Annotated in this window: 19 protein-coding genes; 11 read left to right on the forward strand and 8 right to left on the reverse strand. The window is 63.5% G+C overall.

Translation table 11 applies throughout. The features are described 5' to 3' along the window. Nucleotides 1–12: 12 nt before the first annotated feature. The 6 genes from OKW27_RS08410 to OKW27_RS08435 all read right to left on the reverse strand — a co-directional run bounded on the left by OKW27_RS08410 (nucleotide 13) and on the right by OKW27_RS08435 (nucleotide 5,448). Nucleotides 13–1,128 (reverse strand): SpoIIE family protein phosphatase, encoded by a 1,116-nt coding sequence (locus OKW27_RS08410; RefSeq protein WP_429333187.1) that lies wholly within the window; start codon nucleotides 1,126–1,128, stop codon nucleotides 13–15. 309 nt (nucleotides 1,129–1,437) lie between these two features. After that, complete coding sequence (locus tag OKW27_RS08415; RefSeq protein WP_090808069.1) at nucleotides 1,438–1,698, reverse strand: hypothetical protein; 261 nt, start codon at nucleotides 1,696–1,698, stop codon at nucleotides 1,438–1,440. Further along, complete coding sequence (locus tag OKW27_RS08420; RefSeq protein WP_090808067.1) at nucleotides 1,691–2,440, reverse strand: DNA/RNA non-specific endonuclease; 750 nt, start codon at nucleotides 2,438–2,440, stop codon at nucleotides 1,691–1,693. The genes OKW27_RS08415 and OKW27_RS08420 overlap by 8 nt, the downstream gene beginning before the upstream one ends. Nucleotides 2,441–2,760: 320 nt before the next feature. Further along, nucleotides 2,761–3,120 (reverse strand): DUF3564 domain-containing protein, encoded by a 360-nt coding sequence (locus OKW27_RS08425; protein WP_090808065.1) that lies wholly within the window; start codon nucleotides 3,118–3,120, stop codon nucleotides 2,761–2,763. A gap of 217 nt (nucleotides 3,121–3,337) precedes the next feature. After that, nucleotides 3,338–5,050 (reverse strand): acid phosphatase, encoded by a 1,713-nt coding sequence (locus OKW27_RS08430; RefSeq protein WP_429333188.1) that lies wholly within the window; start codon nucleotides 5,048–5,050, stop codon nucleotides 3,338–3,340. Between the two features lie 101 nt (nucleotides 5,051–5,151). Continuing rightward, the gene (locus OKW27_RS08435; RefSeq protein ID WP_090808061.1) at nucleotides 5,152–5,448 is read right to left on the reverse strand and encodes a hypothetical protein; all 297 of its coding nucleotides are present in this window, start codon (nucleotides 5,446–5,448) and stop codon (nucleotides 5,152–5,154) included. A 160-nt stretch (nucleotides 5,449–5,608) separates the two neighbouring features. Between OKW27_RS08435 and OKW27_RS08440 the strand changes: the two genes are divergently transcribed. Further along, on the forward strand, nucleotides 5,609–6,583 hold the full coding sequence (locus OKW27_RS08440; RefSeq protein ID WP_429333189.1) for an IclR family transcriptional regulator: 975 nt from the start codon (nucleotides 5,609–5,611) through the stop codon (nucleotides 6,581–6,583). A gap of 109 nt (nucleotides 6,584–6,692) precedes the next feature. Here the strand turns inward: OKW27_RS08440 and OKW27_RS08445 are convergent, their stop codons facing one another. Further along, nucleotides 6,693–7,766, reverse strand: coding sequence for a porin (locus OKW27_RS08445; protein ID WP_429333190.1), 1,074 nt, complete (start codon nucleotides 7,764–7,766; stop codon nucleotides 6,693–6,695). 441 nt (nucleotides 7,767–8,207) lie between these two features. Between OKW27_RS08445 and OKW27_RS08450 the strand changes: the two genes are divergently transcribed. From OKW27_RS08450 to OKW27_RS08495, 10 genes are read left to right on the forward strand one after another with little or no spacing between them, the layout of a single operon-like run. Continuing rightward, nucleotides 8,208–8,522 carry a non-heme iron oxygenase ferredoxin subunit gene (locus OKW27_RS08450; RefSeq protein WP_090808057.1) on the forward strand — a complete coding sequence of 105 codons (315 nt, stop codon included), beginning with the start codon at nucleotides 8,208–8,210 and terminating at the stop codon, nucleotides 8,520–8,522. Nucleotide 8,523: 1 nt separating this feature from the next. Continuing rightward, a complete protein-coding gene (locus OKW27_RS08455) occupies nucleotides 8,524–8,835 on the forward strand; it encodes a recombinase-like helix-turn-helix domain-containing protein (protein ID WP_429333191.1) in 312 nt (103 codons plus the stop codon). Between the two features lie 48 nt (nucleotides 8,836–8,883). After that, a complete protein-coding gene (locus OKW27_RS08460) occupies nucleotides 8,884–9,969 on the forward strand; it encodes a Rieske 2Fe-2S domain-containing protein (protein ID WP_429333192.1) in 1,086 nt (361 codons plus the stop codon). Continuing rightward, nucleotides 9,962–10,729: an SDR family oxidoreductase gene (locus tag OKW27_RS08465; RefSeq protein ID WP_429333193.1), complete on the forward strand. Its 768-nt coding sequence runs from the start codon at nucleotides 9,962–9,964 to the stop codon at nucleotides 10,727–10,729. Before OKW27_RS08460 ends, OKW27_RS08465 begins: the two co-directional genes overlap by 8 nt. A gap of 26 nt (nucleotides 10,730–10,755) precedes the next feature. Beyond that, nucleotides 10,756–11,286: a cupin domain-containing protein gene (locus tag OKW27_RS08470; protein ID WP_090808049.1), complete on the forward strand. Its 531-nt coding sequence runs from the start codon at nucleotides 10,756–10,758 to the stop codon at nucleotides 11,284–11,286. Nucleotides 11,287–11,335: 49 nt separating this feature from the next. Continuing rightward, the gene (locus tag OKW27_RS08475) at nucleotides 11,336–12,241 is read left to right on the forward strand and encodes an alpha/beta fold hydrolase (RefSeq protein WP_429333194.1); all 906 of its coding nucleotides are present in this window, start codon (nucleotides 11,336–11,338) and stop codon (nucleotides 12,239–12,241) included. Continuing rightward, nucleotides 12,238–13,122: an IclR family transcriptional regulator gene (locus tag OKW27_RS08480; protein ID WP_090808045.1), complete on the forward strand. Its 885-nt coding sequence runs from the start codon at nucleotides 12,238–12,240 to the stop codon at nucleotides 13,120–13,122. The genes OKW27_RS08475 and OKW27_RS08480 overlap by 4 nt, the downstream gene beginning before the upstream one ends. Beyond that, on the forward strand, nucleotides 13,122–13,931 hold the full coding sequence (locus OKW27_RS08485) for an SDR family oxidoreductase (protein WP_429333195.1): 810 nt from the start codon (nucleotides 13,122–13,124) through the stop codon (nucleotides 13,929–13,931). The genes OKW27_RS08480 and OKW27_RS08485 overlap by 1 nt, the downstream gene beginning before the upstream one ends. Next, complete coding sequence (locus OKW27_RS08490; RefSeq protein WP_429333196.1) at nucleotides 13,924–15,582, forward strand: thiamine pyrophosphate-binding protein; 1,659 nt, start codon at nucleotides 13,924–13,926, stop codon at nucleotides 15,580–15,582. Before OKW27_RS08485 ends, OKW27_RS08490 begins: the two co-directional genes overlap by 8 nt. After that, nucleotides 15,575–16,405, forward strand: coding sequence for an aspartate dehydrogenase (locus OKW27_RS08495; RefSeq protein WP_429333197.1), 831 nt, complete (start codon nucleotides 15,575–15,577; stop codon nucleotides 16,403–16,405). The genes OKW27_RS08490 and OKW27_RS08495 overlap by 8 nt, the downstream gene beginning before the upstream one ends. Nucleotides 16,406–16,555: 150 nt before the next feature. On the opposite strand, the gene OKW27_RS08500 is transcribed toward OKW27_RS08495, so the two are convergent. Next, on the reverse strand, nucleotides 16,556–17,548 hold the full coding sequence (locus OKW27_RS08500; protein WP_429334568.1) for an IS5 family transposase: 993 nt from the start codon (nucleotides 17,546–17,548) through the stop codon (nucleotides 16,556–16,558). Nucleotides 17,549–17,627 lie beyond the last annotated feature (79 nt).

Raw genomic sequence — 17,627 nt, forward strand, 5'->3', positions numbered from 1 at the left:
TCTGGGAATTCGCTAAATACGGGCACAGAAAAGCGTGACGTCGTCACGGCGCGGTTGCTGGCCTTGCCAATCCGCGAGCGCGAGCCGGACGCGCTCGCAAATCGTCGCCGGAGTTTCGGCGCGGTTTTTGAGTATCAGGTCGAGCGCACGGCGCCGGCCGAAAGAAATGTTGCGCGGGCCGCCGATCTGATCGGCGAGGCCGTCGGTATAGATGAACAGCAGGCTGCCCGCCGTGACCGGAATCGAGCGCAAGCTCCACGCATAGTCGGCGCGACTGTCCACATAACCGACACCCATGCGGTCGGCGCCGATCGTTTCGAACTCCGCGGCATCGCGTGACAGGATGTGCAGAGCGATCCTCGCGCCGGCAAAATGCAGCACGCTCTGCGTGGCGTCGAACCAGAAGAGTGCGGTATCCAGACCGTCGTTGGATTGGGTTCCTTCGTCGGCACTGTTCACTTGCCCAAGCAAGCCCTTGACGTTTTGATTGACGGCCGCCAGTAGCGCGGCGGGGTCGCGCGGACCGATCTGTTCGAGCGCCTTCGACAGTGACGCCGAAGCAAGCAAGGTCATGAAGGCGCCCGGTACGCCATGTCCGGTGCAATCGGCAACAGCGCCAAACCAGCCGGTCGGAAAGGCCGCGAAATGATAGAAGTCGCCGCCGACGACGTCGCGAGGTTCCCAGACCATCGCCGCGTCGCGCAGCTTCATCGACAGGGTCTCGCTGGAAGCACGCAACATGGCGCGCTGTATCACGCTGGCGTACTCGATACTCTGCATGATCTGGCGGTTCTTCTCCGCCTGCATTTCCGCGACCGCACTGATGAGCTGCAGACCACTGCCGAGACCCGAGAAGAGTCCGTCACGTGTCACGATGAAACCATCGACCAGCGCTTTTTCTCCCGCCTCGACGGTCCTGAAGGTCAGCGCTTCGATGCTCACGTCGGCGTCGACGATGAGCGGTTCCTTGTCCATGAACGCGATGCAACTCTTCTTGTCGTAAAGCTCTCGATGGAACGGCTTGCTCATTTGCGACATGAAGATATCGCGGTTGATCAGGCCGATGGGACGGTGGTCGTCGATGACAGCGAGACTCTGCATGTCGCGGCGTGCCGAGAAGATCTCCATGACCACGGAGTTGGGATCTTCAACGTCTACGGATGGAACTTCCTGGCACAAGTCTCCGGCAGTGCGCGGATTACCCTGTGCGGAAGAACGGCGAAATCTCGAGAACGCAGCATGCATGGCGACGCCAGTCGATGTGTGAAGAAACCTCGCACGCTAAGGTTTCTCTATGTACATTATGTGACAGAGGCGAGGCGATCCGCTCTATTGGCGCGAGATTAGAAAACTAGCGGTCACGCAAAGGTTTGCGTGACCGACATCAGTAAAAATTGCGATCTGCGAAGTTGCGCAAATGCAACGCTGCCGAATCCGTTATTGAAACGGGTTCTGCACGATACCCGGTTTAGCATCCGGCTCGTCCTGCACCTTTGCCGGTAAATCCTTCTGCGCCTGCAGGCTCGCGACGATCGCATCGAGCGCTTCCTTCAACGCGAGCGCCGCCTTCAGTCCGCGTTGATCGCGCGTCAATTCGAGCGTGCCATTCAGCACGACACGCGTCGTGCCATTGCTGAGCGTGAGCGCATCGCCTTGAATGTTGAGCAGGTCGTCATCGTTCGAATAGGGCTTAAACACCTTTCAGTCCTCCTGGCCGCTGGTCCTTGAGGTTGTCCGGAATGCCCGGAAAGCGGATGCCCGACATCGCTTCGAGTTCGTGAATCGTGCGGATGTCGTAGCGGTTGGTCGCTACATTATCAACCACGACTGCGAAGGCCAGTTGACGCGACGGCACGTAGACGACCTTGTACAACTGGGTGGGCACGAACACGCGCGTCGGGCCGATCGTCTGCAATTGCTGGCCGGTGAACAGCGGTCCGGTGACGACGTACGTGTCGTCGTAGGCGAGTGCGATCTTGCGCACGGCAGTTTCGATGCGTGCCCACAATCGTTGGTTGTTCTGACGATTTTGCGGCACGATGTTCGCGAGCGAGAACGATTGCGCCATCGCCTCGTCGTTCCACCGATTACCCGCCGGACTCATATGACCGCGATCGAAGCCGCTGCGTTTGTAGTCGGCGAGTGTCGCGCCTTCGCCTTCGGGCAGACGCGCGTCTTCGAAGAACTTGTTGGTGCGCACCATGTCCTTCGCTTCTTCGATGTGCTCACGCGTCAGATGCTCGGCAGACCACAGCGGACCGTGCGTGATACCCGAATGCAGCACCGCGAAATCGCTATAACAAAGCAGGCGCGTTTTCGGCGCCATCTTCTGATTGGTGAGGACGGGCCATTGCGCATTCGGCGTGAATCCGGTGCAGGAAGGCGCCGCGCTCGCATGAGCGGCGACGGCGAGTAACAGACAGGCAAGCCACTTCTTCATGGGTCGGTGGTTCGATGAACGGGGACGCAAGTATAGCGTCGTGGCCCGCATCGAGCGACTGCACAATGCGAATCGAAGGAAGGGAATTGGAAACGGCAGAGGCGGCGTGCGCCGGACAAAAAAGTGGGCCGCTTTGCAGCGACCCGAATGCGTGGACTTCCGAATCTACGCACGCAATCTTAAGAATGTCTTAAGGCTTGCGAGATCGCGGCACGTTATGTTCGATTGCGCACGAACAGATTTACGCGTACGAACAGTGCTCGTGCAATGAGCCGGAAGTTTCGACCGGAAAAGAGAAGCGCGACGAATCGCGCCAGAACTTAATTACCGAACACGCTGTTTTCAGCGCGCACTTTTTGACGATCCACCGCCTGCAAACGCCAGAAGCCGCTAGTCGCCTTGCGTGTTTGCAGCGCGGTCCATGCAGCGGCGCCTTGCGCGGCGCTCACTCGCTCCTTGCGATCGACGTGCAGACCGCGCAACGTACAAAGCGGCGCCTCGGCGCTCGGTGCGCACAGCGTGGTCACGCCGTTTTCGTCGCGCAGTTCGCCCCATGGGGGCAGGTCGATCCCTTGATGCGCTTCTCTCGACCACCGATGTTCATCGGTATCGAGCCAGAGCACAGCGTAATCATGGCTTACGGTGGGATCGGAACCGTTAATCAGGATGGTCAGTCGCATATCAGTTCCGTTCATAAATTGCGAAGCGCTTTATCAGTCTAGGCGGCGCGGCGCTTTATGCAAGACAAAGGCATGATGTGCGAATGGAAAATCAAGTCGCCAAAAGGTGTGGCGAGGTACGGTGAATCCTTACTGCGCCGCGGCGTACGCGATATGCATGCAGTAACGACCACATGCAGACCGCGAGCCGCGACAAATCAACGCAGCCGAGAGGCGCTCAAGCGAGATCGAGCGAAGCGGTCAGATCGCCGAGCGGCGCGAGTCCGTTGCTTGCGAATGCCTTGTCGCGCGCGACCACGCCATCGAGTGGCGCGAGTCCATGCACACGGTTAATGAAACGCAGAATCGAGTTCGTGTCGTACACCGTGTGATCGACATAAGCCTTCTTCGCCAGCGGCGAGATCACGAGCGCGGGAACGCGCGAACCCGGACCCCAGCGATCGCCGATCGGCGGCGCGACGTGGTCCCACCAACCGCCGTTCTCGTCGACGGTGACGATCACGACCGTGTTCTGCCATTGCGGGCCGCGCTGGATGTGCTCGATCAGCGTCGCGATGTGACGGTCGCCCGAGGCGACGTCCGCATAGCCCGCGTGCATGTTCAGGTCGCCCTGCGGTTTATAGAACGTCACGGTCGGCAAACGTCCCGCGTCGATGTCGGCAATCAGGCGATTGGTCGACGCGTCGTTACCCATGCCGCCGTCGCGCAGATAGCGGCGGCGCGCGGCGGTGCCCGGCGCGTAATTGGCGAAGTAGTTAAACGGCTGATGGTGGTACTGGAAGTCGGGCATCGACCCCGTATCGCGATGATCGAGCGCGAATTGCCACGCGCCGCTGTACCACGCCCAGTCGATGCCCTTGCCGGTCAGCCGGTCGCCGATCGTCGCGTAATTCTGCGGCGGCATTACCCGCGGGTTCGACGGATCCGCGAAAGCCGGGTCGCCGCCTTCGGCCGGACGCACGCTGCTCGGCTGATACGGCGGCGCCATCGTGTTGACTGCGTAGCCGTCGGCGGTGAAAGCGCCGTCATTGACGAACTTCGGCGGACCGTCGAGCGCCGACGCAGGCGAATTGGGCGCGAGCTTCAAACGGGTGCCGGTCGGATCGTCGCCTTCCACGACCGACACCATCTTCTTCGCCGGACTGTTGTGGATGTCCGGATAGTAGGGCGCCTGCGCCGAGATCAGGAAGATATGGTTCAGCCAGGAGCCGCCGAAGGCGGCCATGAAGAAGTTGTCGCACAGCGTGTACTGCTGCGCGAGATTCCACAGACGCAGCGTGTCGGCGGAATTGCGGTAGTGCCCCATCACAAGGCCGCCGGAATCGCCCCACGCGGCGAACTGGTTGTTGCGCCCCGCGTTGATCTGCATCTGGTTCTGATAGAAGCGATGGATGAGGTCGCGCGTGATCACGCCGGTCGGCAGCGGCGCGCCGTGCGCATCGACGATGCGGAACGGCCGGTTGCGCAGATGATCGAGATCCTTTTCGCCGATCATGTAGCGCTTGCCGTCCACTTCCTGCGCCTGCGGCACGAGCCCGCCCCAGATGGCCGGCAGCCGCGGCAGCGGCGTCTTGCCGTCGCGGTCGAGCTGGACGTATTGCTCGGCGGTGAGCGCGTCGAGCGGATGCTGGACGCCCGGGTAGTTGCCGTACAGGTTCGCGAAGCTGCGATTCTCCGCGTAGATCACCACGATGTTCTTCACCTGATCGTGCAGCGCAGCGTCGAGCCGCAAGTCGGCGGCGCTGCGCGGCGGCCCGTTGCCCGCGAGACCCTCGCCTGTTTTGCAGCCGGTCAGCGCAAGGCCGAGGCCGACCGCCGCGAGACCGGTCAGTACGCGCCGGCGTTCGGGATCGTCGGGGGCGTCGTTGGTGTTATCGATTGAATCGGGGTTGTCCAGTTTCGGCGGCAGGTGAGGATCGTGGTCGGTCATCGGTGAGTTCCGAAGGAGACGTGACGGTCGCATCGGCGCCGCTCGAAGCGGCGCGCGCGACACCGGTTACGGGTCCGCCGAGGGCGGCAGGCCTCGCGGCTTTACGGCAGCCGACGCTTGACGCGCCAACTGTGATGCGTGGCATCGACGGCCAATAGTAGCCAGTGCCGTGCGTCGATCGGATGACGTTTTTGCGTCGCATAACGCTCGACGGTCAATTCGAGTTCGTCATGTGCGCGCCGATGGCAGGTGGCGTGCGCACCGGAACCGTCCGCGAATTCGACGCGCGCCTCGGCGACGTTTGACGCGCAGGCCGGCTCGGGAAGATTCGCGATGCGCACCGCGCAGCCCGGATAAAGATGCGAGTCGGCAACCTGAATTTGGACCGCGCTGGACATGACGTGGCCTCCTACGCTTGGGCGGCGCGAGCGAGCGGCTGGAATACACCGCGCCGCCGGACCGGATCAAAGCATAGCACCGCCCATGGCCGATTCGCCGCGTGCTTCGCGCTATCATCCTGAATTGAACCCGATGAACCGCATAGAGACGGCAGCCAAGATGGCAAAAGAAGAGCAGACAGGAGTGGGACGCAGGCAGGCCAAACCCCGTGCGGCGGCAGCCTCCGCGGCACAACACGAACCGGCGCAGTCGCACGCGCAAAGCGCGGACGTGTCCGCTTCCGCCAACGACGACGACAGCGCCGGCGGATCCACATATCTGGTGCCCGGCCTCGAACGCGGCCTGCGCATCCTCGCCGAATTCAGCGCGCGCGAGCCGGTGCTCGGCGCGCCGGAGTTATCGAAGCGGATCGGCATCCCGCGCACCACCACGTTTCGTTTATTACAAACGCTCGAGGCGCTCGGGTTCCTCGAACGCGTCAACGGCGACCGCTATTTCCGGCTCAGCGTCGCGGTGCTGCGGCTCGGCTTCGAGTATCTGAGCTCGCTCGAGCTGACCGACGTCGGCACGCCGATTCTCGAACGCCTGCGCGACGCGACCGGGCTCAGCACGCATCTGCTGATCCGCGATCAGCGCGACGTCGTGTTTGTCGCGAAGGCGCAGACGCACGAGCCGATGTACAGTTCAGTCAAGGTGCACGTCGGCACGCGCCTGCCCGCGCATGCAACGGTGCATGGCCAGGTGCTGATGGGCGATCTGAGCTTCGAAGAGTTGCGCCAGCTGTATCCGGAACCGCAGCTCGAACGCTTCACCGAGCGCACGCCGGCGACCGTCGAAGAACTGTATGGACGGGTACGCGAGAGCGCGGCGCTTGGCTATGCGGTCAGCGAGGCGTCGTTCGAGCGGGGGATTTCGGTGGTGAGCGCGCCGGTGCGTGACCAGAGCGGTAAGATCGCCGCCGCGTTGACGGTGACGATCCCGCGTTCGGATATCGGCGAGACCGCCGAGCGCGAGCCGCTGATCATCGCCGTATGCCAGGCGGCGTTGGAGCTGTCCGAGCGCCTGAGCTATCGCCCGAGGCCGGACGATCCGACCGCGATGCAGGCACGCCGCAGATCGGTTGCCGCGCATTGAGTGCGCGCTGACTTCACGGCGCTACTACTTCCAATACTTATTTCATAATTTGTCGGCGAGTCCTGCTGCATTGCACAGCCGGACTCGCCGTGTCACGTCGTCAAAATCATCAGAACGAGTGATGGATGCCGCTCAGGACGATCGCCTGATTGCGGCCGCTCGATACGCCCGCGGTGAAAAACGCCGCGTCGGTGTTCGAACCAGCGCGCTGATACAGCGCGTTGATATACACCTGCGTCGACTTCGACAGCGCATAGACGTTGCCGATCATGAACTGCGTCCAGCGATGGCCGGCCAGCGTCGTCGTCGCGGCGCCGCCTGCGATCGTGTTGAACGGCGTGACCTGCCAGTTCGCGCCAGCGTCGTAGCTCTGATAGGTGTCCGAGTGAGCGGCGCTTTCGAGCTTCACGCGGGTGTACAGGCCGTGTACGAGCACACTGCCGAACTGGTACGACAGGCCCAGGCCCATGTTCTGCAGGTTGTCGGCCGTGTAGGTCGCGGCGGGCTGACCCTGGAAGGTCGTGATGCCGGTCGTCACGATAGACGGCGTGCGGTTGTTCTCGTTCGAATAGCTTGCGCCTGCCTTGAAGCCGCCGTTCGCGTACGTCGCCGCAAAGCCATACGCGCGGCCGATCGCGAAGTTGGTCTGATTGCCGAGGCCCATCATCGCGCCGAAGGTGAAGCCGTCGAACGACGCCGAACGGAATTTCGCCGAGTTGTCGTACGGCACGACCGCGGTGTTGGCGAGCGCGTCGATGTTGCCCGGGTGGAACGCGTACCAGCTCGCCGCCTGGTAGCCGGTGCTGAACGGGCCGAGCACGTCGAAGCTGAACGGCGTCTGATGACCGAAGCTCAGCGTTCCGATCCGGTCGGAAGCGAGACCGACGTAAGCCTGACGGTTGAACAGCACGCCCGCTTTCGCCATCGCGCCCGTGTTCGTATAGAAGCCGTTTTCGAGCTGGAACACCGCCTTCAGGCCATTACCCAGATCTTCGACCCCCTTCAGGCCCCAACGGTCAGGCTGCATGTTGCCCTGTTCCTGAATCCACTTCGAACTGCCGCCCACGTTGCTGATGTACGCGACACCTGCATCGAGGCTGCCATATAGCGTCACGCTGCTCTGCGCCCACGCGCCCGTGGTCATGCAAGCTGCCGTCAAACCGGCCGCAATGATTTGCTTCACCGTTGGTCCTCCTGATCAAACGACGTAGACACTCGCCGAATGCGCCGTCCCTGATCTGTTCTCTGGGGTTAATTCCGTTCTGGTTTCTGCGCCAGAACCACATCGGCTTTACGTCTGCGTTCCACCTATGGACACATGTATCGCCTATGGAAAGTATAGTGAAGCTGAGATCATCCGAAATAAATTTTGAGATCAGTACAAACCCGCTGTTGCCGATCGTCCCACGTCTGGGATTCCGGCTAGGCCATGCTTAGCAAAGGCCCGCGTGGTTAAAGGTTGTGCGCCCGGCACGGCGCGCCGATGTGTGCCAAAAACGACAGTCGGTGTTTTCCCCTAAGAGCTCATTTTTTTATTTTCTCGGCGTAGACCGACTCCTATAATCGACCATACACGAACTGATGTTCCTTATATGGAACGTCAAGGCTCAGGAGAACGTGAGAAATGACCGAACCATGGCGCTGTGCCGGACATGCCGGTGACCTGTCCGAAGACTCCCCGCTCGAGTTCAAGCTCGACGGCACGGAGATCGGCATCTACAAGGTGGGCGACGAGATCTACGCGATGGAAAACGTCTGCCCCCACGCGTACGCGTTGCTGACGCAGGGCTTCGTCGACGGCGACACCGTCGAATGTCCGCTGCACGAAGCCGTGTTCCATATCCCGACCGGCAAGTGCCTGAAAGAGCCGGGCGGCCGCGACCTGAAGATGTACTCGGTACGTCTCGCAGGCGAAGAAATCCAGATCAAGGTGGAATGACATGCGAGAGGTAGCCGTGAATTTCAATCCCTTCCTGAAGCCGTGGCTCGCGCCGCAACCGAACAACGTCGCTGGCAAGGGCGTGATCGAGAAGCCGGGCGAGAGCAGCAACATGGTCTGGCAGAACCGCAAGGCCGAGCCGACCCAGTACGAAAACGACTTTGGCGATGCGCTCGAACGCGTTTTCGAAGCCGGCGCAACAGAACTGCAGGAGGTCGTCGAGGGCTTGAACCGCGACGGTTTCCGCACCCCGGAAGGCACTCAGTGGATCGCCGAGCGCCTGGCCGCCGAATTCCGTCAGCTCGCCGACTAGGCGCGCCTTTCCGAACACGTTTCACCGCATTCGTACTGGAGTCTCTTCATGACGTCCCCCACTACAACTAAAGACACGGCCGATCCGGTCAAGTCGTATCTGGACCGCGGCCTGCGCAACTACTGGTATCCCGTCGCGCCGAGCTGGCAGGTCGGCAACGCGCCGATCGGCGTCACGCGTCTCGGCGACCAGATCGTGCTGTGGCGCGATAGCGAAGGCAAAGTCCACGCACTCGAAGACCGCTGCCCGCACCGCGGCGCGCGCCTGTCGCTCGGCTGGAATCTCGGCGATCGCGTCGCGTGCTGGTATCACGGCGTCGAAGTGAACGGCAGCGGCACCGTCATCAACGTGCCGGCCGTGTCGAGCTGTCCGCTCGAAGGCAAGACCTGCGTGAAGTCGTACCCGGCCGAAGAACACGCCGGCGCGATCTTCCTGTGGTTCGGCGACGACGCGCACAAAGAACCGGCGCCGCTAGTGCTGCCTGACGAACTCGTTGGCGAGGAATACGCAAGTTTCCTGTGCATGTCGAACTGGAAGTGCAATTACCAGTACGCAATCGACAACGTGATGGACCCGATGCACGGCGCCTATCTGCACGCGACGTCGCACTCGATGGCCGAAGGCGACAAGCAGGCCGAGATGCGCGTGCGCAAGACCGAAACCGGTCTGATCTTCGAGAAGATCGGCCAGCGCGACGTGAACTTCGACTGGGTCGAACTCGGTGACACCGGCGCGCTGTGGATGCGTCTCGCGATTCCGTACAAGAAGAAGTTCGGCCCGGGCGGCAGCTTCGGCATCGTCGGCTTCGCGGTTCCGGTCGACGGCGACAACTGCCAGGTCTACTTCTGGCGTACCCGCAAGGTGCAGGGCTGGCAGCGCGACGCATGGCGCTTCCTGTATCGCAACCGCCTCGAAGGTCTGCACTGGGACGTGCTCGAGCAGGACCGCTACGTCCTCGAAAGCCTCGCCCCGAACGCGCGCGATCACGAGTTCCTCTATCAGCACGACGTCGGCATGACGCGTGTGCGCCGCATGCTGCGTCAACGCGCACAGCAGGATCTCGCCGCGCTCGGAACGCATCGCGCGGCCAACGCGACGGCCGCCGCCAACGAAGCCGGTCACAGCCATGCATAACGACGCACTCGCAGCGCTCAAGGGCCGGCGCGTCCTCGTGACGGGCGGCGCGCGCGGTCTCGGCGCGGCGTTCGTCCGTGCGCTCGTCGAAGCTGGTGCACAGGTCGTGTTCGGAGACGTGCTGCACGACGAAGGCCGCGCGCTCGGGGCATCGCTGCGCGAGCAGGGCCACGCGACGACCTATCTGCCGCTCGACCTCGCCGATCCGGCCAGCGTCAAGCAGTTCGCGGAGCAAGGCGCGGCACAGCTCGGCGGTCTCGACGCGCTGATCAACAACGCGGCGATCACGAATTCCGGCGGCAAGTTCGCGGACGAGCTCAATGTCGAAACGTGGGACGCCGTGATGAACGTCAACGTGCGCGGCACCTGGCTGATGAGCACCGCCGCGCTGCCGTATCTGCGCGAATCGGGCCGCGGCGCCGTCGTCAACATCGCGTCGGACACGGCGATGTGGGGCGCGCCGAAGCTGCTCGCGTATGTGGCGAGCAAGGGTGCCGTGATCTCGATGACCCGCTCGCTCGCGCGCGAATTCGGCGCGCACGGCGTGACCGTCAACGCGATCGCGCCGGGCTTGACCGAAGTCGAGGCAACCGCGTACGTGCCCGCCGAGCGTCACCAGTACTACCTGCAAGGCCGCGCGCTCACGCGCGCACAAGTGCCCGACGATGTGACCGGGCCGGTGCTGTTTCTGTTGTCCGATGCCGCTCGCTTTGTGACTGGCCAGCTGCTGCCGGTCAACGGCGGCTTCGTGATGAATTGATCTTGTCGAATCGAAAGGAGAAAGAGATGGCGGACGCCGACAACGAACGCAAATCCTGGGACCAACCCGCGGACGCAAGCTTCCAGCAATGGCTGGACAGCCGCGTCGCACGCCTGGAGACGCGTCGCTACGACTGGGACGCGCTGAAGTTCCAGGCCGACTACGACCCGAAGTATCGACGTGCGCAGATGCGCTATGTCGGTACCGGCGGTACCGGCGTCGCGAAGGACATGAACACGGTGCCCGCAGGCAACTTCACGTTCTCGACGATGGTGATCCCGGCCGGCAACATCGGCCCGAGCCATATTCATACAGACGTCGAAGAAATCTTCTTCGTGCTGCGCGGCAAGATGAAAGTGATCTGCGAGCGTGACGGTGAGACGTGGGAAGCGGTGCTCGGCGAGCGTGACCTGATCTCGGTGCCACCCGGCGTGTACCGCACGGAAGTCAACATCGGCGAGGAAGACGCGCTGATGTGCGTGATGCTCGGTTCGCCGAAGCCGATTACGCCGACGTATCCGCCGGATTCGCCGCTCGCGAAGATCAAGCGCGGCTAACGCGCTGCCACGCCGTCCACGTCGTTCCACTTCACCCGCGAAGAAAATCATGTCCGCAGTCCCGTCCGTCAACGCCGAACAGCTTGCCGCGCTCGAAGCGCGTCTCGCACGCTATCCGGCGCAGCAAGGCAGCCTCGCCGCGCAACGCGTGCTCAGCTATCGCGAAGTCGATCGCGCTGGCCACGACGCGCTGCCGCTCGTGTTGCTGCACGGCATCGGTTCGGGCGCGGCTTCGTGGGTGCAGCAGCTCGACGCGCTCGGCGCGACGCGCCGTGTGCTGGCCTGGGACGCGCCGGGGTATGGCGCTTCCTCGCCGGTCGCGGCAGCTTCGCCAGTTGCGCAGGATTACGCAGTCGTACTGAAGGAATGGCTCGACGCACTCGGTATCGAACGCTGCGTGCTGGTCGGGCACTCGCTCGGCGCGATCGTCGCCGGCGCGTTTGCCGCCGCGCATCCCCGCTATCTGGCGGGTCTGTTGCTGCTGTCGCCCGCGAGCGGCTACGGTGCGGCCGCGCCCGAGGTGCGCGACGCCAAACGCGATCAACGGCTCGCGATGCTGAACGAACTAGGGCCCCAAGGTCTCGCCAACACGCGCAGCGCAAACATGCTGTCCGCCCACGCGAGCGACGAAGCACGCGCATGGGTCCGCTGGAACATGTCACGAGTGATGCCGCATGGCTACGCGCAGGCCACGCACCTGCTCGCCAACGCGGATCTCGCGGCCGACCTCGCGCGCTACGACGGTCGCGTGAACGTCGCGGTCGGCGCCGAAGACACGATCACGACGCCCGAGGCCTGCGAAAAGATCGCTCTGGCCGCGCGGACCCGCCTGCAGATCGTGCCGCGCGCGGGACACGCCGGCTATATCGAGGCACCCGCCGCGTACACCACGATCATCGATACGTTCTGCCGCGCAAGCGACAGCCCATTGAGCCAAAGCGGAGCCAATCAATGACGCCCGACACTCTTGACGCCGACCGCGACCTCGCCGCCGACGGCAACGAAACGAGCAGCGATTCGGGCTACCGTGTGCCCGGTCTCGAACGCGGCTTGAAGATCCTGATGGAGTTCTCGCCGCGCGAGCCGGTGCTCGGCGCACCGGAGCTGTCGCGGCGCCTGAGCATTCCGCGCACGACGGTGTTCCGTCTGCTGCAGACGCTCGAATTCCTCGGCTTTCTCGAACGCGCCGACAAGGACCGCAACTATCGCCTCGGCGTCGCGGTGCTGCGGCTCGGCTTCGAATATCTGAGCTCGCTCGAACTGACCGATCTCGGTCTGCCGATCATCGAAAAGCTGCGCGACGAGACTGGCCTCACGAGCCACATCGTGATTCGCGATGCACGCGACGTCGTGTTCGTCGCGAAGGCGCAAAGCCATGCGCCGATTTTCAGTTCGGTGAAGGTCAACGTCGGCACGCGCCTGCCCGCGCATGCGACGACCCATGGCCAGGTGCTGATGGGCGATCTGACGTTCGAGGAACTGAAGAAGCTCTATCCGGAGCCGGAACTCGAGCGCTTCACGACGCAGACGCCGGCCACGGTCGACGAACTGTACGAACGGATTCGCGACGACGCGCGGCGCGGCTTCGCGATCAGCGAGTCTTCGTTCGAGCGCGGCATTTCGGTGGTCAGCGCGCCGGTGCGTAACGACTCGCGCCGCATCGTCGCGGTGATCACGACGACGATTCCGCGCCGCGAGATCGATGCATCGCTGCTCGACGGCGGTCTCGTCGACAAGGTGCGCCGCGCGGCCGACGAGCTGTCGCAGCGGCTCAATTACCGGCCGAAGTCTGGGCCGAATAGCGGCAACAAGTACATGAAGGCACTGGGGCTCTGATGATCCAAATCGATTTGACCGGACAGGTAGCGGTGGTGACGGGCGGTTCGTCCGGCATCGGCCTCGCAACCGCCGAACTGTTTTTACGCGCCGGCGCTTCGGTCGCGATCTGCGGCCGCGACAGCGAGCGGCTCGCCCAGGCGCAAGCCGCGCTCACGAAGAAGTATTCCGGCGCGCAACTGCTCGCGCAGCGCTGCGACGTGCTCGACGCCGACGAAGTCAACGCGTTCGCGCAGGCGGTGCAGCAGCGCTTCGGCCGCACCGACATGCTGATGAACAACGCGGGCCAGGGCCGGGTGTCGACCTTCGCCGACACGACCGACGACGCCTGGCGCGAGGAACTCGACCTCAAGTACTTCGGCGTGATCCGCCCGACCCGCGCGTTCCTGCCGATGCTGCGCGACACGGCCGGCGCCGGCTGCAACGCGGCGATCGTCAACGTGAACTCGCTGCTCGCGCTGCAGCCGGAGCCGCATATGGTGGCGACGTCGTCGGCGCGCGCGGGCCTGCTGAGCCTGACGAAGTCGCTCGCGGTCGAACTGGCGCCGCAGCGCGTGCGCGTCAATTCGATCCTGATCGGCATCGTCGAATCGGGTCAATGGCGCCGCCGTTATGCCACCCAGGCCGAGCCCGGACAGAGCTGGGAAGACTGGACCGGCGAACTCGCGCGCAAGAAAAACATCCCGCTCGGCCGCTTCGGCCGTCCCGAAGAAGCCGCACAGGCGCTCTTTTATCTGGCTACCCCGCTGTCGTCGTACACGACTGGCAGTCACATCGATGTTTCTGGAGGCGTTGCACGACATGTCTAACAAAACCACCGTTGGCGAACTGATCGCCGCCTTTCTCGAGCAATGCGGCGTTAAAACCGCCTTCGGCGTGATCTCGATCCACAACATGCCGATCCTCGACGCAATCAACACGCGCGGCAAGATCCGTTATGTCGGCGCGCGTGGCGAAGCCGGCGCGGTGAACATGGCTGACGGCCTCGCGCGCGTTTCCGGCGGCCTCGGCGTCGCTTTTACGAGCACCGGCACCGCCGCGGGCAACGCGGCGGGCGCGATGGTCGAGGCGCTGACGGCGGGCACGGCACTGCTGCACGTGACCGGCCAGATCGAAACCGATTATCTCGATCAGGACCTCGCGTACATCCACGAGGCACCGGATCAGCTGTCGATGCTGCAATCGATCTCGAAGGCCGCGTTCCGCGTGCGCTCGGTCGAAACCGCGTTGCCGACGATCCGCGAAGCCGTGCGCGTCGCGCGAGCCGCGCCGAGCGGCCCGGTCAGCGTCGAGATTCCGATCGACATCCAGGCCGCCGAAGTCGAATGGCCGAGCGATCTCGGCGCCCCGCACGTGAGTACGCTCACGCATTGCAAGGACCGCGTCGCGCAACTCGCGCAGCACCTGACGAAGGCGAAGCGCCCGCTGTTGTGGCTGGGCGGCGGCACGCGCCACGCGCGCGCGGCGGTCGAACGTCTGGTCGCGCTCGGCTTTGGCGTCGTGACCAGCGTGCAGGGTCGCGGCGTGCTGCCCGAAGATCACCCGGCCACGCTCGGCGCGTTCAACGTGCACCCGGCGGTCGAAAGCTTCTACAAGACCTGCGACGCGCTCGTCGTGGTCGGCTCGCGTCTGCGTGGCAATGAAACGCTGAAGTACAAGCTCGCGCTGCCGCAGCCGCTGTATCGCATCGACGCCGACGCGCTCGCCGACAACCGCGGCTATCGCAACGACATGTTCATCCACGGCGACGCCGCCGCGGTGCTCGACGAACTCGCGACGCTGCTCGAAGGCAAGCTGAAGATCGATCCGGCGTTCGCGCAAGACCTGGCCGCCGCGCGCGAAAGCGCGGTCGCCGACGTCAGCAAGGGTCTTGGGCCCTACAAGCGTCTCGTCGACGCGCTGCAGGAAGCCGTGGGCCGCGACTACAACTGGGTGCGCGACGTCACGATCTCGAACAGCACGTGGGGCAACCGCCTGCTGAAGATCTTCACGCCGCGCGCTGGCGTGCACGCGCTCGGCGGCGGCATCGGCCAGGGTATGCAAATGGGTATCGGCGCGGCGCTCGCGGGCAATGCGGCGAAGACCGTGGCTCTGTGCGGCGACGGTGGCCTGATGGTCAACGTCGGCGAACTCGCGACGGCCGTGCAGGAAAACGCCAACGTGATGATCGTGCTGATGAACGACCAATGCTACGGCGTGATCCGCAACATTCAGGACGCGCAGTACGGCGGCCGCCGCTGCTACGTGCAACTGCATCAGCCGGATTTCGCGCAGTTCTGCGAAAGCCTGAAGCTCCCGCACTACCGCATCAAGTCGCTCGACGACGCGCCAGCGATCATTCGCGAAGGCATGGCGAAGACGGGTCCGGTGCTGGTCGAAGTGGACATGCTGTCGGTCGGCTCGTTCGCCACCGCGTTCGCAGGCCCGCCGGTCAAGAAAGAGGAGCCGCAACATGCATGAGGCCGGCTACGCGGGACATCACGCGCCCATCGACATCGCGATGATCGGCTTCGGCGCGATCGGCCAGGCGGTGTACCGCTCGGTCGCCGCCGATCCGGCGGTGCGCGTGTCGCATGTGATCGTGCCTGAAAGTCATGTGGCGTCGGTGCGTGAAGTGGTGGGCGCGAGCGTCGACGTGGTGTCGTCGGTGGCGGCGCTGAGCACGAAGCCGCAGTTCGCGCTCGAATGCGCGGGCCACAGCGCGCTCGTCGCTCACGTCGTGCCGTTGCTGAAGGCGGGCACCGATTGTGCGGTCGCGTCGATCGGCGCGCTGTCCGATGTCGGGCTGCTCGATGCGCTCGCGGCCGCGGCCGATCAAGGCGACGCGACGGTCACGCTGCTGTCGGGCGCAATCGGCGGTGTCGACGCGATCTCGGCGGCGCGCTTCGGCGGTCTCGACGAAGTGCTGTACACGGGCCGCAAGCCGCCGGTCGGCTGGCTCGGCACGCCGGCCGAAGCGGTTTGCGATCTGGCCACGCTCGCCGAAGAGAAAGTGATTTTCGAGGGCAGCGCGCGCGAGGCCGCGCGGCTCTATCCGAAGAACGCGAACGTCGCCGCGACGATCGCGCTCGCGGGCCTCGGCCTCGACAACACGACAGTGCGATTGATCGCCGATCCGAACGTGACGCGCAACGTGCATCGCATCGTCGCGCGGGGCGCGTTCGGCGAGATGGCGCTCGAAATGAGCGGCAAGCCGCTGCCGGACAACCCGAAGACGTCCGCGCTGCCCGCCTATAGCGCGATCCGCGCACTGCGCAATCGCGCGGCGCGCTGCGTGATCTAAGACCCGTTAAGACCCGTTAAGGAAACGCTGATCAATGGACCAACTGCCCAAGTTGCAGGCGAGATGGCGTCGAATTTTCTGTATGACGAAGCAAATCGACGCTCAATTCGGTGAATTGGACGCGTAAACGAGCCTCCCTGCTCGCATTTTTCATACGCTTGACGGATTGCTCCCATGGACCGATCGCAACAGATTTCGCGCAATCACCAGATTCGCCAGAGCGAACAGGCTGAACAGTTGCGCGGTGTTCTTGGCCAAGCCCTTGTATCGGGTCTTGCGATGATGAAACAGGTTCTTGACGATATGAAACGGATGCTCAACCCGCGAACGGATCTGCGCCTTGGTTCGCTCGACCGCCATCACCAAGTCCTTCAGCGCTCCCGCCTGCATCGCCTTGATCTTTCCCCGCTTGGCAGCGACGTGCCACTTCACGGTCTTGCCCGTCATTTCCTCGCGCTTGTCTACGCCAATGTAGCCCGCATCGGCAAACGCCTGCTCCTCATGTCCGTGCAGCAGGGCATGCGCTTGCGATACATCCGACACGTTGGCCGCCGTGCCAACCACACTGTGGATCAGGCCCGAGTCGGCATCGACGCCAATGTGGGCTTTCATCCCAAAGTGCCATTCGTTTCCCTTCTTCGTTTGATGCATTTCCGGGTCACGACTCTTCCCGGCGTTCTTGGTTGACGGCGGCGCTTCAATGATCGTCGCGTCAACCAGCGTGCCTTCCTTCATCATCAGTCCACGCTCGCACAGCGAGATGCCAATCTCGTCGAACAACTTCCGTGTCAGTTCGTGCTCGATCAGCAGGCGCCGGAACTTCAACAGCGTGGTTGCATCAGGCACGTTCTCGACTGCCAGATCGATGCCGGCGAAGGCTCGCAGCGCGATGCTGTCATACAGCGCGTCTTCCAGTCCTTCGTCCGACAGCCCGTACCACTGTTGCAGGAAGTAGATTCGCAGCATTCGCTCCAGGCCAATTGGCGGGCGGCCTCGCGTGCCCTTCGGATAGTGCGGCTCGATTGCCGACAGCAAGCGCTGCCACGGAACGACCTTCTCCATCTCCGCCAGGAAGCGTTGGCGCCTCGTCAATCTCTTCTTGCCCGAAATTTCCGCTTCTGCGAAGCCGATCTGCCTCTTCATCATCGTGAGTCTGTTCCGTAAGCTGCCTTCTTCTATAACGTCCTCGGCTACGCCAGCGATGACCACCGAGCTGAATAAA

Origin of the sequence: Paraburkholderia sp. 35.1 (genome assembly GCF_050436525.1) — a bacterium.
Classification (GTDB): domain Bacteria; phylum Pseudomonadota; class Gammaproteobacteria; order Burkholderiales; family Burkholderiaceae; genus Paraburkholderia; species Paraburkholderia tuberum.